The organism is Melittangium boletus DSM 14713 (genome assembly GCF_002305855.1).
Taxonomy (GTDB): Bacteria; Myxococcota; Myxococcia; order Myxococcales; family Myxococcaceae; genus Cystobacter; species Cystobacter boletus.
Window position 1 is genome coordinate 22,587 of sequence record NZ_CP022163.1, and the last position, 13,717, is coordinate 36,303.

Genomic DNA, 13,717 nt, shown 5'->3' on the forward strand with positions numbered 1-13,717 from the left:
GAATAGGAGGCGTGATGTCGAAAAAGTTCGCGTGGCTGACCCCCTGGCTCTCAGTGCTTCTCTGCGGCTGCATGGCCCAAGACATGGAGGAGCCCGGCACGCCGGTCACCGACTCCACTTCTGCCGCGGCCTGCACTCCCGTGAGCTTCCCCAAGGGAACCACCTGGACGTGGGACCTCGAGAACAGCTCCATTCCCACCAACCTCAATGCCCAGGTCTACGTCGTCGACCTCTACGACACCACCGCCGCGAAGATTCAGCAGTACAAGAGCGCCGGTAAGAAGGTCGTCTGCTATTTCAGCGCGGGCACCTATGAGAACTGGCGAGGCGATGCCAACCAGTTCCCCCAGGACACCTATTGCAGCCCCGGGGAAAACTGCGCTCAATCCGTCCATATCCTGGGGGACTGGTGCCAGGCCGGCGGAAGCTGCGAGTGGTGGCTGGACCACCGGAAGCCCGCGGTGCGGACCGTGATGGAAGCGCGGCTGCAACTGGCGCGTGACAAGGGCTGCGACGCGGTCGAGCCGGACAACGTCGATGCCTACTCGCACGATTCGGAGATTTCCTGCACCGACCAGGCCTGCTGGGGAATCACAGCGGCCGATCAACTCGCCTACAACCGCTGGTTGGCCGATACCGCGCACGCCAAGTGTCTGGCTATCGCGCTCAAGAACGACATCGACCAGGTCTCCCAGCTCGCCTCGTCCTTCGACTTCGCCATCAACGAGGAGTGCCAGCGCTACAAGGAGTGCGGCGTCTACAAGAACTCCTTCGTGGCGCAGAACAAGGCGGTCTTCAATGCCGAGTACCGCGAGGACGCCGGGGGCGATGTCATCAACTGGACGTCCTGCACGGGAACCCAGGCGACGTGCGCCTGCGGCGAGAGCGGCTTCGCCCAGGGTGACATGAGGACCCTGGTCTACAAGACCTCGGCGGTGCGCTACAACAACATCGGCATCACCTGCTGGTAGCAGCAGGCCCGACTCAGGCCGCCGCGCTCGCGGGGGCCGAGTCCTCATCGAGGTTCGGGCCGAGCCACCGCGCCGCTTCGTCGAACGTCATGCCCTTGCGGCGCGCGTAGTCCTGCACCTGGTCGCGGCCAATCTTCCCCAGGCCGAAGTACTTCGCCTCGGGATGGTTGAAATAGAAGCCGCTCACGCTGCTGGCCGGCGTCATCGCGAAGCTCTCCGTCAGGGAGACTCCGGTGGCCCCCGTGGCGTTGAGCAACGCGAAGAGCGTGCCCTTCTCCGTGTGCTCCGGACACGCGGGGTAGCCCGGCGCCGGACGGATGCCCCGGTACTGCTCGCGGATGAGCTGCTCGTTGGTGAGGTCCTCCTCCTTGCCAAAGCCACAGAACTCGCGGGCCCGCTTGTGCATCAACTCCGCCATCGCCTCGGCGAGCCGGTCTCCCAGCGCCTGCACCATGATGGCGGAGTAGTCATCGTGCTTCGCGCGGAAGCTCTCGGCGAACTCCTCCACGCCCAAGCCCGCCGTCACCACGAAGCCCCCACAGTAGTCGAGCCGGCCGCTCTCCTTCGGTGCCACGAAATCGGCCAGACAGAGGTGGGGCTGCCCCTCATGCTTCTCCGCCTGCTGGCGCAGCATGCGCAGATGTCCCAGCACCTTCGTGCGGGACTCATCGGTGTACAGCTCGACGTCGTCCCCCACCCCATTGCAGGGCCAGAAGCCCAGCACCGCCCGCGCGGTGAAGCGCTTCTCATCGACGATGCGCTTGAGCATCACCCGCGCGTCCTCGTACAGCCTGCGCGCCTCGGCGCCGACGGTGGCGTCCTCCAGGATGCGCGGGAAGGCGCCGTACAACTCCCAGGCGTTGAAGAAGGGCCCCCAGTCGATGAAGGGCACCACCTCGCTCAGCGGCACATCGTCGAACACCTTCGCGCCGAGGAACGCGGGCCGGGGAATGTCGACCCGCGCCCAGTCGTACATGGCCCGGCGCGCGCGCGCCTCCTCCAACGGCAGGAGCTTGCGCTGCACCTTGCGCGCGGCGAAGTCATCCCGCGCCCGGCGCTGCTTCTCCGTCACCTCCGCGAGGAAGTTCGGCTTCTGCTCGGGAGACATCAGCGCGCTCACCACGTTCACCACGCGCGAGGCATCGAGCACGTGGACCACGCCCGGCTCGTACTCGGGCGCGATCTTCACCGAGGTGTGGGGCTGGCTCGTGGTGGCGCCACCAATGAGGAGCGGCACGTCGAACCGCAGGCGCATCATCTCCTTGGCGACGTTCACCATCTCGTCCAGCGACGGCGTGATGAGGCCCGACAGTCCGATGACGTCGACCCCCTGCTCCTTCGCCGTGGTGAGGATCTTCTCACACGAGACCATCACCCCCAGGTCGATGACCTCGTAGTTGTTGCAGGCCAGCACCACGCCCACGATGTTCTTGCCGATGTCGTGCACGTCGCCCTTCACCGTGGCGAGCAGCACCTTGCCCTGCGTGCGCGCCGTCCCTCCGGCCTCCACCTGGCGCCGCTTCTCCTCCTCCATGTAGGGCGTCAGCCAGGCCACCGCGCGCTTCATCACGCGCGCCGACTTCACCACCTGCGGCAGGAACATCTTGCCCGCGCCAAAGAGGTCGCCCACTACGCGCATGCCGTCCATCAACGGCCCCTCGATGATGTCGAGCGGCCGCTTGTACAACAGCCGCGCCTCCTCGGTGTCCGCGTCGATGAAGGCGTCGATGCCCTTGACCAGCGCGTGCGACAGCCGCTCGGCCACCGGCGCCTTGCGCCAGGCGAGGTCTTCCTTGACCTCCAGCTTCGAGCCTCCGCCGTCCCGCGCCTTCATCTCGTCGGCCAGGGCGATCAGCCGGTCGGTCGCGTCGGGGCGGCGGTTGAGCAGCACGTCCTCGACGCACGCGAGCAAGTCCTTGGGAATCTCCTCGTACACGCCCAGCATGCCGGCGTTGACGATCCCCATGTCCATGCCCGCGGCGACGCCATGGAAGAGGAAGGCGGCGTGAATCGCCTCGCGCACCGGGTTGTTGCCCCGGAACGAGAAGGACACGTTCGACACGCCACCCGACACCTTCGCGTACGGCAGCGTGGCCTTGATGATGCGCGTGGCCTCGAAGAAGTCGACGGCGTAGTTGTTGTGCTCCTCAATGCCCGTGGCGACGGTGAGGATGTTGGGATCGAAGATGATGTCTTCCGGGGGGAAGCCCGCCTGATCCACCAACAACCGGTACGCCCGCGTGCAGATGCGCACCTTGTCATCGCGCGTGGCGGCCTGCCCCTGCTCATCGAAGGCCATCACCACGGCCGCGGCGCCATAGCGCCGGATGAGGCGTGCCCGGCGAAGGAACTCGGCCTCTCCGTCCTTGAGCGAGATGGAGTTGACGATCCCCTTGCCCTGAACGCACTTGAGACCGGCCTCCAGCACGCTCCACTTCGACGAGTCGAGCATCAACGGCACGCGGGAGATTTCCGGCTCGGCGGCGATGAGGTTCAGGAACTTCACCATCGTCGCTTCGCCGTCGATGAGGGCCTCGTCGACGTTGATGTCGAGGATGTTCGCGCCCGACTCCACCTGCTGCCGCGCGATGGAAAGGCAAGCGTCCCAGTCACCGGCCTTGAGGGCCTTGGCGAACTTCGGAGAGCCAGTGATGTTGGTGCGCTCGCCAACGATCTGGAAGCGCGAAGCCTGGTTCGTCACGGCGGGGTCTTCTTTCTCCGGATCACGGAACGAGGAGCGGTTCGAGACCACTCAAGCGCATGGTGTGGGTGGGCGGGAGCGAGGCGCGCTTCGCGAAGGGATACACGGCGGCGGCGATGGCGGCGATGTGCTCCGGCGTCGAGCCACAACAGCCACCCACCATGTTCACCCAGCCCTGCCGGGCGAAGTCGCTCACCGCCCGGGCCATGTCCGCGGGCGACTCGTCATAGCCACCAAACGCATTGGGCAGGCCCGCGTTGGGGTAGCAGGTGACGTGGCACTCGGCGACTCCCGAGAGTTCCTGCAGATAGGGCCGCATGTCCTTGGCGCCCAGCGCACAGTTGATGCCCACGCTGAAGGGTTTGGCGTGCCGGATGGAATTGTAGAACGCGGTGATGGTCTGCCCCGACAGCGTGCGTCCCGACGCGTCGGTGATGGTGACGGACACCATGACGGGCACGCGGGTGCCGAGTTCCTCGAAGCAGCTGTCGATGGCGAAGAGCGCGGCCTTGGCGTTGAGCGTGTCGAAAATGGTCTCGACGAGCAGCACGTCCACCCCGGCCGACAGCATGGCGCGCACCTGCTCCGAGTAGGCGGCCACCACTTCATCCCAGTTCACCGCGCGGTAGTCCGGACGGTTGACGTCCGGCGACATCGACAGCGTGCGGTTCAACGGCCCGATGGCTCCGGCGACGAAGCAGCGGCGGCCCGGCGTGGCGGCCTCGGCGGCCAGCGCGGCCCGGCGGGCGCACCCCACCGCGGCCGCGTTCAGCTCCGGCACGATGGCCCCCAGGTCATAATCCGCCTGGGCGATGGAGGTGCTGCTGAACGTGTTGGTCTCCACCATGTCGGCGCCCGCGGCGAAGTAGCGCCCGTGGATCTCCTCGATGATGTCCGGCCGCGTGAGGCACAACAGATCGTTGTTGCCCTTGAGATCCTTCGGGTGCTCCCGGAAGAGCTCGCCCCGGAAGTCGGCCTCCGTGAGCGGATACGTCTGGATCATCGAGCCCATGGCGCCATCGAGCACGGCGATGCGCTGGGAGAACAACTGCTCGAGTTCCTGGGCGGTGTGCGCGGGTCGGATCATGAAGCACTCGTGCCAAGAGGTGACTTGCGAAGGGCGGCCGGTGCCGGGAGGGACTGCGACACGGCCCGGGTGCCCGTGAGAAGGAAGGCCTTGAATGGAGAGGCCACGTCTCGTGGCGCGGACACGAGCGTGGGCGCCTCGAGCCCGGCCGCGCGCATCGCGTCGCGCAACGCTTCCGGCTCGAAACCGAGGTGCCGGTGGCCCAGACTCGAGCGGACCCACTGCTCGTCATGGGGCAGCAGCTCGAGCACCACCATGCGCCCGCCCGGCTTGAGCAGCCGCGCGCCCTCGGTCAGCACGCGCTCGCACGACTCCACGTGGTGGAGGCTCTGCGAGAGCACCACCAGATCATAGGCCCCGCTCTTGAGCGGCAGCGCCTCGAGGTTGGCCTCGAGGAAGGTGATGTTGTGCAGGCCCAGGCGCTCGGCTTCGACGCGGGCCTTGTGCAACGCCGTCGCGCTGCGGTCGATGGCCGTGACGTGCCGGGCCCACCGCGCGAGTTCCACCGTCAGCACGCCGGTGCCACAGCCGAAGTCGACCAGGTCGAGCGGCGGCAGCAGGCTCGCCAGCGCGGCGGCCCACAGCCTCCACGACTGCCCGGGCTCGAGCAGCTTCTCGTTGAGCGTGTGCACGTCTTCCCGGCGCCGCAGCAGATCCGTCAGGCGGGCCAGGTCCCCGTGCTCGTCCGGCGCGTTCTTCGCGAGCCGGATGAGCGGCCAGAGGGGCGCCTTCTCGTCGACCACCAGCGAGTAGTAGGTGAAACCACCCTGCCGCTCCTCCCGGATGAGCTCCAGCGCCTTGAGCCGGGTCAGGTGGTGCGACACCGACGACTGCGCCACCCCCACCAGCGACACGACTTCCGACACGTTGAGACGAGCCTCGCCCACCAGCCGGAGAATGCGCAGCCGGGTCGGGTCTCCCAGGGTTTTGAAGGCTTCCGTGAGTTCCTGCATCTCGACATATGAAGATATATCGATACGCTCCAATTTTCAAGGAACAGGATGACTCGTGTCAGCGGCACGGTCCTCCGCGCCGGGGGACGGCGCGCCGCGACTCAGGTCCAGGTCGCGGCGCGACTCGCGGCTCGGGCCAGTTCCGCGACTTCGTCGGCCGAGAACCGCCGCGGCATCCGGGTGAGCGCGGGCAGCAGGTCTTCATCGGAGAGCACGCCGAAGGGGAAGGGTTGCTCCTTCACCGTCCACTGGGGCTCCACGAACACCAGCAGGCCCTGAACCCACAAGGAGGGCCGCCCGCTCGCCGCGAGCAAGCGCTCGTGGACGTAGAAGACCTGCTCCTCCAGCTTCTCCAGGTAGTTCTGCGGGAAGTTGTTCACCCGGATTCGCGAACCCGCCACCCACACCTTCCCGCTCACCCACTTGGTGTCGATGACGAAGACGCCGGCGGGCCCGATGACGAGGTGATCCACGTTCGAGCCCTGGGAACCCCGCCTCAGGTCATGAATGGCGGTCCATCCCTTCTCCCGGAGCGTATTGAGGAGCCCCCCGACATACTCCTCCCCCGCGGCCCCCTGCGCCCAGGCCTGCTCCATGGCGGTCTTCACCAATGTCCTGTCGGCGATGAGCCGCTCCTGTTCACGAGCGCTCTGCCCAGGCGCGCGCCGGGTACGGCTCTGCCGCGTTTTTTTCACACCTTGCATGGGTTTGCCCTCCCCGGATGTCGCCCCAGCAACCAGGCGACACCCCATGACCCATCCATCTTACGGAGACAGTCTGACACATCTGGGCACCCGCCCGGGTCGGTCCCGGATGTTAGATACGTCGCGTCATGGATGAGTCGAGGGACGAAACGGGTGGCAAGCCCCGGGAACCACACAAGAAACAGCCCCGGAGGGTGTCTCCACGCTATCTGGAGAATGCCGCGCTGCATTACCTCAAGCGGTACTCGGCGACGGTGAGTCAGCTCAAACGCGTGCTCCTGCGCCGGGTGGATCGCTCCCTGCGCGTGCACGGCGGCGAGCGCTCCGAGGCGATGGGCTGGGTGGATGCGCTCGCGGACAAGCTCGTGCGCAATGGGCTCATCAACGATCAGGCCTACGCCGAGACCAAGGCGCACTCATTGCGCGCCTCGGGCCGCAGCGCCCGGGTGATCGCCCAGAAGCTCAAGCTCAAGGGCGTGTCCCCGGACGTCGTGGCGCGGAAGGTGGCCCAGGCGACGCAGGAGGTGTCCGAGGAAGCCGCCGCGCGCATCTGGGCTCGCAAGAAGCGCCTGGGCCCCTTCCGGCGCGACGCGGGGACCCGGAAGGATCACCGACAGAAGGATCTCGCCGCCATGGCTCGCGCGGGCTTCCCGTTCGCCCTGGCGAAGAAGATCATCGATGGAACGGCCGACGAGGGATCCCCCGAGAACGAGTGAGCCGCCGCGATTCAGGCGTGTCTCTCCTCCGGGTTCACGGGTAGCTTCGCCCAGGTCCATACTGGACACATGCCCGAATCATCCCCCGCGCGCCCGGTCGACGCCGGCGAGCGGGTCCTCCTGCTCGATGTCCTGCGCGGCTTCGCTCTTGGCGGAGTGTTCGTCTCCAATGCCTACATGCATCTGAGCGGCAATGGCCTGCTGCCGAGGGAGCGCGGCCAGGCCCTCAAGGCGTCGTGGTGGGATGCCACGGCGGACTTCCTCTTCGAACAGTTGCTCGCGGGAAAGGCCATGGCCCTCTTCTCGTTCCTCTTCGGCCTGGGCTTCGCCGTGCAGTTGGGCCGCGCCGAGGCCCGAGGGGCCTCCATCGTCCGGGTGTACTCGCGGCGTCTGGGCGTGCTCCTGCTCATCGGCCTGCTGCACCGCTTCGCGCTCTGGTACGGAGACGTCCTGGCCATGTACGCGGTGACGGGCTTCGCGCTGCTGCTGTTTCGCGGCCTGCCCCACCGCAACCTGCTCGTCTGGGGCCTCGCGCTCATCTTCGGCGGCTCGCTCGCCGTCTCCGCCGTCCTCAAGCTCGTTCCGCTGTGGGCGAGTTCGCCGGACGTGGTGCGCGACTTCGCCCAGGAGAACATGGCGCACTCCCGGCTCATCCGCGCCCAGACGCTCGCGGCCTTCCAGAGCGGCGACTACCTCACCATGGCGCGGGCCAACCTCGATTTCAGCCTGAGCTTCACCTTCCGGCCGTTGCAGGTGTCCCACATGCTGGTCACCCTCGGCCGGTTCCTCCTGGGGCTCCTGGCCGGACGGCTGCTACTTTTCCAGGACGTGGAACGCCACCGCCCCTTGTTCCGGCGGCTGTTCGGCTGGGGTCTTGGGGCCGCGCTCGTGGGGAGCGTCGCGGGCTGGTTGATCCCACGCCTGCTGAAGTCCGGCACCCTCCCCTCGTCCCTGAACCTGCCCTGGCGGGTGATCCAACCCTCGATCTGGGAGTTGAGCGTCCTGGGGCTCGCCGCGGTCTACGCGGCCGGACTCTCACTGCTCTTCGTACGTCCGCGCTGGCGGCGAGGACTGTCGCTGTTGGCACCGGCGGGACAGATGGCGCTGACGAACTACCTGAGCCAGACCGTCATCAGCCAGTTCGTGTTCTACGGGTACGGATTCAGCCTCATGGGCAAGCTCGGCGCCGCGTCATGCCTGGCGCTCATGTCCGGGCTGTTCGCGGTCCAGGTGCCGCTGAGCCATCTGTGGATGGCGCGCTTCCGCTTCGGTCCGGTCGAATGGCTGTGGCGCACGCTGACCTACGGCCAGCGCCAGCCCATGCGCCGACCCTCCAAGCACCCGACACGGGACATGGCACCCACCGCCTGAAACGACAACGGGCGGAAGACCCGAAGGCCTCCCGCCCGTTTTCAACCCACGTGGGGACTCAGGCCCGGGGCGCCGCGACGTGTCCCGCGCGCACGGTGAAGTCGCCGAAACCCTCGCCCGGCTGGCGCTCCTTCGCGTACGCGGCGAAGAGGGGCTCGAGCGCTTCCAGGATGCCCTTCTCGTCGATGTTCTCGCGGTACAGCCGGTTGAGGCGCTGGCCCTTCTGGTCTCCGCCGAGGAAGAGGTTGTAGCGGCCCGGCGCCTTGCCCACGAGCGCCACCTCCGCCAGGTACGGCCGGGCGCACCCGTTCGGGCACCCGGTGATGCGCAGGTGCAGGTTGTCCTTGTCCAGCCCATGGGCCGCCATCCGCGACTCCAACAGGCTCACGAAGTCCGGCAGGTAGCGCTCGGCCTCCGCCATGGCCAGGGCACACGTGGGCAGCGCCACGCAGGCGAGCGCATTGCGGCGCAGGGGACTGGCGCGCTGGAATCCCGCGAGGCCATGCGCCTCCACCAGTGCCTCGATCGCCGGACGATCCTCGGGAGCGATGCCCGCGATGACCAGGTTCTGGTTGGGCGTCAGCCGGAAGTCACCCTTGAGCACCTTGGCGATCTCCCGCAGGCCCGTCAGGTGCCGCTGCTCGCCGCGATCCGCCACCCGGCCGCTCTCGATGAAGAGCGTCAGGTTCCACTTCCCGTCGTGGCCCTGGAGCCAGCCGAAGCGGTCTCCGTTGTGGTCGAACGCGAAGGGACGCGCGGGCTCGAGCTTGAACCCGAGCCGCTGCTCCAGCTCCGCCACGAACCAGGTGATGCCCCGATCCTCGATGGTGTACTTGAGCCGCGCGTGCTTGCGGTTGGTGCGATCGCCGAAGTCTCGCTGCACCTTCACCACGTTCTCGGCCACCTCGAGCATCCGCTCGGGGGGCACGAAGCCAATCACGTCCGCGAGACGGGGGAAGGTCGCGTTGTCCCCGTGCGTGGCGCCCATGCCACCGCCCACCGTGACGTTGAAGCCCACCAGTTCCCCGGCCTCCAGGATGGCGATGAAGCCCAGGTCCTGGGAGAACACGTCCACGTCATTGAGGGGCGGCACCACCACGGCCGCCTTGAACTTGCGAGGCAGGTAGGTGGAACCGTAGATGGGCTCCTCCTCCAATCCCGCGACCTTCTCCTCGTCCAGCCAGATCTCGTAGTAGGCGCGCGTCCTGGGCAGCAGGTGCTCGGACAAGCGCTTCGTCCACTCCTGCACCACGACGTGCGCGCGCGAGTCCACCGGGTTGGGGTTGCACATCACGTTGCGGTTGACGTCGCCGCAGGCCGCGAGCGTGTCGAGCAGGGTGGCGTTGATGCCCGCGATGGTGGGCTTCAAGTCCCCCTTGAGCACGCCGTGGAACTGGAAGGCCTGACGCGTGGTCAACCGCAGCGTCCCGTTGGCCAGGGTGCGCGCCAGCCCGTCCAGATCCAGCCACTGCTTGGGCGTGCACACGCCGCCGGGCAGCCGGGTGCGGATCATGAAGCTGTAATCCGGCTCCAGCTTCTGCTGCCGGCGCTCCTCTCGGATGTCCCGGTCGTCCTGCTGATAGCTGCCGTGGAACTTGATGAGCTGGGTGTCGGCCGGAGCGATGGCGCCGGTGAGCGGGTCCGCGAGGCTCTCCACCAGCGTCCCGCGCAGATGACGGCTGCGCGCCTTGATGTGCTCCACCTCGGCCAGCGGAGCCTGGGTCGGATTCTTGCTCATGGGGTGAGTCTCCCTCAGTAGACGTCGCGCAGGTAGCGCTGCTGCTCGCGCAGCGAGTCGAGGTGGGCCCGGGCATCGTCCCGGCTCTTGCCACCGTGGGTCATGTAGATGTCGATCAAGGCCTCGTGGACGTCCGGCGCCATGCGCTGCGCCTCGCCGCACACGTAGAGGGACGCGCCCCCCTCCAGCCACGCGTGCACCTCGCGCCCCTGCTCACGCAGGCGGTGCTGCACGTAGATCTTCCGGCCCTGGTCGCGTGAGAACGCCACGTCCAACCGGTGCAGGTGGCCCTTCTTCACCGCTTCCTGCCATTCGACCTGGTAGAGGAACTGCGAGCGGAAGTGCTGTTCGCCGAAGAAGAGCCAGTTGCGGCCGCTCGCGCCGGACTCGGCGCGCTCCTGGACGAAGGCGCGAAACGGCGCCACGCCCGTGCCCGGCCCGATCATCAGGATGTCCCGCGAGCCATCCCGGGGCAGCCGGAAACGATCGTTGGACTCGATGAAGACGTCCACCAGGTCCTGCTCGGCCACGCGCGAGGACAGGTAGGACGAGGCCGCGCCGAAGTGACGGAAGCCAAAGGCCTCGTAATCCACCCGGGCCACCGTCAGATGCACCTCGTCGCCCACCCGCTTCTGGCTGGAGGCGATCGAATACAGGCGCGGCGTCAGGCGGCGCAGCGCGGCCACCAGCTCCTCCGCGCTCCACGCCGCGGGGTGCGTCCGGAGCAGATCGATGACCTGGTGGTTGGCGAGCATCGCGCGCAGGGACTCGGCGCCCTCCGGCGTGAGCAGGCGCTGGAGCTCCGCGTTCCCCGAGCGCGTGGCGTGGTTCGCCAGGAAGGGACGGCTCAGCTTGGTGATCTCCAGTCCCTCGGACAGCCAGCGCGCGAGCGGCAGCGTGCGGCCCTCGCGCGCGACCTCGGTGGCGCCGTCCAGCTTGAGCGTGGAGAGCACCGCGTCGACCAGCTCCGGCGGATTGCGCGGCACCACGCCGAGCGCGTCACCCGGCTCGTAGCTCAGGCCCGAGCCCTCCAGCGACAGCTCCACGTGGCGCACGTCCTTGAGCGCCCCGCGGCCGGTGATGCGCTGGTTGGCCAGCACCTGGGCCGGATAGGGGTTGTCCCGGCTGAACGTGGGGGGAACCGAGCCCTGGTGCAGCGGCGTGACGGTCGCCAGCGTGACCGGCGTTCCCACCTCCGCGCGGGCTCGCTCCAGGGCCTGCTCCAGCCAGGGCGCGGCGGCCGGCTCGAAGTCCAGGTCGCAATCGACACGTGCGAACAACCGCCCCGCGCCCAGTTGCGCGAAGCGCTCGTCGAGGACGCGGCCGACCTCGCAGAACTTCGGGTAGCTCGAGTCGCCGAGCGACAACACCGCGAAGCGCAGCTTCTCCAGCGCCGGAGCCCGCTTGCTCATCACGAAGTCGAAGAAGCCGCGCGCGTCATCCGGAGGATCGCCATCCCCCTGGGTGCTGATGACCACGTACAGCAGCCGCTCGTTCTTGAGCTCGCGCACGGGGTACTCGCCCGCGCGGAAGGCACGCACGGAGACGCCAGCGGCCTCCAGCCGCTGCTTCAAACGCTCCGCCAGCAGGCGGCTGTTGCCCGTCTGGGTGCCATAGACGAGCGTCACCGTCTCCTGGGGCGAGGCCTGGGGCGCCGCTCCGGGCTGGGGCGCGGCGGCCGGAGAGGGCCGGGCCGCGAGTCCGGCGAAATACCCGCTCAACCACGTGAGCGACGAGGGATCGAGCCCCTCGACCAGACGCTGCAACAGCACGGCCTTCTCATCGCCGAGCGGCGTGGCCAGCTTCACGGAAGAACTCAAGACGTCTTCTCCTGCGCGTCCAGAACGCGCCGCACCTGCTGCTCCACGGGCTCGGAAGGCTCCAGCTCGAGCCACGGGATGCCCGCGCCCCGAAGCTGTTGACTCAAGCTCAAGCGCGCCTGGGGCACGGGGGTATAGAGGATGGCGAGCAGTCCGGCCTCGGCCAGCGCGAGCGCGCTCTCCGCGTCTCCGCGCACCGTGACGACGTGCCGGCCCTGATCGAACAGGGTCCGCTCCAGGCGCAGCGCGGCCTCGCGCACCTCCGGAGTGCCCGTGAGCAGGAGGACCGCCCCCGACTGGCCGAGGCGCCCACGCCGCTCCTCCGCGGTGACGAGCGAGCGCACTTCCTGGGTGCCCTCTCCGCCCACGCCCCCGAGGATCATCCCCGCGGCGACCGTGTCGTTGGTGAGGGGATCCACGACGATGAAGGCGCCGGTGCGCCGGTTGTCGCGGTAGGGGTCGCACACGAGCGGCCGCTTGCACACGAGCCGCACCTTGCCGATCTCATTGAGCGACAGCGAGGTGGCGTCCACCTCGGACAGGTCCTCCAGCTCCTTGCGCCAGAGCACCTGCTCGATGTGCGCGGGGACGTACTTGGAGGTGTGCTTCACGAGGTAGCGGCGCGAGGTGTCCAGGCGCTCCTCGCCGAACCAGACCAGCATGGCCTCCAGTTCCTGGAGCGCCACCGGCGGCTGCCCGACATGGGAGATCATGTCCCCGCGGCTGACGTCCACCTCGTCGGTGAGGCGCAGCGTCACGGAGGTGGGCGCGCTGGCCTCGTCGAGCCGGCCCTCGAAGGTGTCGATGGACGCGATGTGCGTGCGCCGCTTCGAGGGATACACCACCACCTCGTCACCCAGGCGCACCGTGCCGGAGACAATCTGCCCGGCGAACCCGCGGTAGTCCAGGTCCGGCCGCAGCACGTACTGCACGGGGAAGCGGAAGGAGGCGTCCTCCTGGCGGCGCTGGTGCGGCAGGGACTCCAGCCACCCGAGCAGCGTCTCACCGTCGTGCCAGGGCGTGCGGCCGCTCGGCTGGGTGATGTTGTCGCCCGTGCGCGCGCTGATGGGGAAGTAGCGGACCTGCTCGAAGCCGAGCGTGCGCGCGAAGGCCTCGAACTCGGTGGTGAGGCGCTCGTACACCGCGCGATCGAAGTCCATCAGGTCCATCTTGTTGATGGACACGGCCAGGTAGGGAATGCCCAGCAGCGAGGCCAGGTACGCATGCCGCCGCGTCTGCGGGAGGATGCCCAGGCGCGCGTCCACCAGGATGACGGCGGCGTCGGCCGTGGAGGCCCCCGTGGCCATGTTGCGCGTGTACTGGAGGTGTCCCGGCGTGTCGGCGACGATCACCTTGCGCCGGCGCGTGGAGAAGTACCGGTAGGCCACGTCGATGGTGATGCCCTGCTCGCGCTCGGCGCGCAGGCCATCGGTGAAGAGCGAGAAGTCGATCTCCCCGCCCGCGCTCGCGCGCTTCACCGCGGCCACCTGATCCTCGAAGAGCCCGTTGCACTCGTAGAGGAGCCGGCCGATGAGCGTGGACTTGCCATCGTCCACCGAGCCCACCACCACCAGGCGCAGCAACTCCTTCTCCGCGTGCTCGGCGAGGAAGCGCTGAACGTCCGTCGTCTCCTGAACCTGAATCTCGGCGGCCATC

General features: G+C 68.1%; 10 protein-coding genes. 3 read left to right on the plus strand and 7 right to left on the minus strand.

The features are described from left to right. Window positions 1-14 precede the first annotated feature (14 nt). On the plus strand, window positions 15-971 hold the full coding sequence (locus tag MEBOL_RS00100; RefSeq protein WP_095975506.1) for an endo alpha-1,4 polygalactosaminidase: 957 nt from the start codon (window positions 15-17) through the stop codon (window positions 969-971). Between the two features lie 13 nt (window positions 972-984). Here the strand turns inward: MEBOL_RS00100 and metH are convergent, their stop codons facing one another. The 4 genes from metH to MEBOL_RS00120 form a co-directional block, all read right to left on the minus strand. Beyond that, entirely contained in the window at window positions 985-3,672 is a 2,688-nt protein-coding gene (gene metH, locus MEBOL_RS00105) for a methionine synthase (protein WP_095975507.1), read from the minus strand. Window positions 3,673-3,694: 22 nt separating this feature from the next. Next, the gene (locus tag MEBOL_RS00110) at window positions 3,695-4,759 is read right to left on the minus strand and encodes a homocysteine S-methyltransferase family protein (protein WP_095975508.1); all 1,065 of its coding nucleotides are present in this window, start codon (window positions 4,757-4,759) and stop codon (window positions 3,695-3,697) included. After that, a complete protein-coding gene (locus tag MEBOL_RS00115; RefSeq protein ID WP_095975509.1) occupies window positions 4,756-5,712 on the minus strand; it encodes an ArsR/SmtB family transcription factor in 957 nt (318 codons plus the stop codon). The genes MEBOL_RS00110 and MEBOL_RS00115 overlap by 4 nt, the downstream gene beginning before the upstream one ends. A gap of 101 nt (window positions 5,713-5,813) precedes the next feature. After that, window positions 5,814-6,416, minus strand: coding sequence for a nuclease-related domain-containing protein (locus MEBOL_RS00120; protein ID WP_157774681.1), 603 nt, complete (start codon window positions 6,414-6,416; stop codon window positions 5,814-5,816). 128 nt (window positions 6,417-6,544) lie between these two features. On the opposite strand from MEBOL_RS00120, the gene MEBOL_RS00125 reads away from it, so the two are divergent. Continuing rightward, a complete protein-coding gene (locus MEBOL_RS00125; RefSeq protein WP_095975511.1) occupies window positions 6,545-7,132 on the plus strand; it encodes a regulatory protein RecX in 588 nt (195 codons plus the stop codon). Between the two features lie 69 nt (window positions 7,133-7,201). Further along, on the plus strand, window positions 7,202-8,503 hold the full coding sequence (locus MEBOL_RS00130; RefSeq protein WP_095975512.1) for a DUF418 domain-containing protein: 1,302 nt from the start codon (window positions 7,202-7,204) through the stop codon (window positions 8,501-8,503). A gap of 58 nt (window positions 8,504-8,561) precedes the next feature. Here the strand turns inward: MEBOL_RS00130 and cysI are convergent, their stop codons facing one another. Genes cysI through MEBOL_RS00145 form a run of 3 tightly spaced genes read right to left on the minus strand, consistent with a single transcriptional unit; the run spans window position 8,562 to window position 13,716 of the window. Further along, window positions 8,562-10,241 (minus strand): assimilatory sulfite reductase (NADPH) hemoprotein subunit, encoded by a 1,680-nt coding sequence (cysI, locus tag MEBOL_RS00135; RefSeq protein ID WP_095975513.1) that lies wholly within the window; start codon window positions 10,239-10,241, stop codon window positions 8,562-8,564. A gap of 14 nt (window positions 10,242-10,255) precedes the next feature. Continuing rightward, window positions 10,256-12,061, minus strand: a complete 1,806-nt coding sequence (locus tag MEBOL_RS00140; protein ID WP_095975514.1) for an assimilatory sulfite reductase (NADPH) flavoprotein subunit — start codon at window positions 12,059-12,061, stop codon at window positions 10,256-10,258. Further along, window positions 12,058-13,716: a GTP-binding protein gene (locus MEBOL_RS00145; protein WP_095975515.1), complete on the minus strand. Its 1,659-nt coding sequence runs from the start codon at window positions 13,714-13,716 to the stop codon at window positions 12,058-12,060. The genes MEBOL_RS00140 and MEBOL_RS00145 overlap by 4 nt, the downstream gene beginning before the upstream one ends. Window position 13,717: the final 1 nt, after the last annotated feature.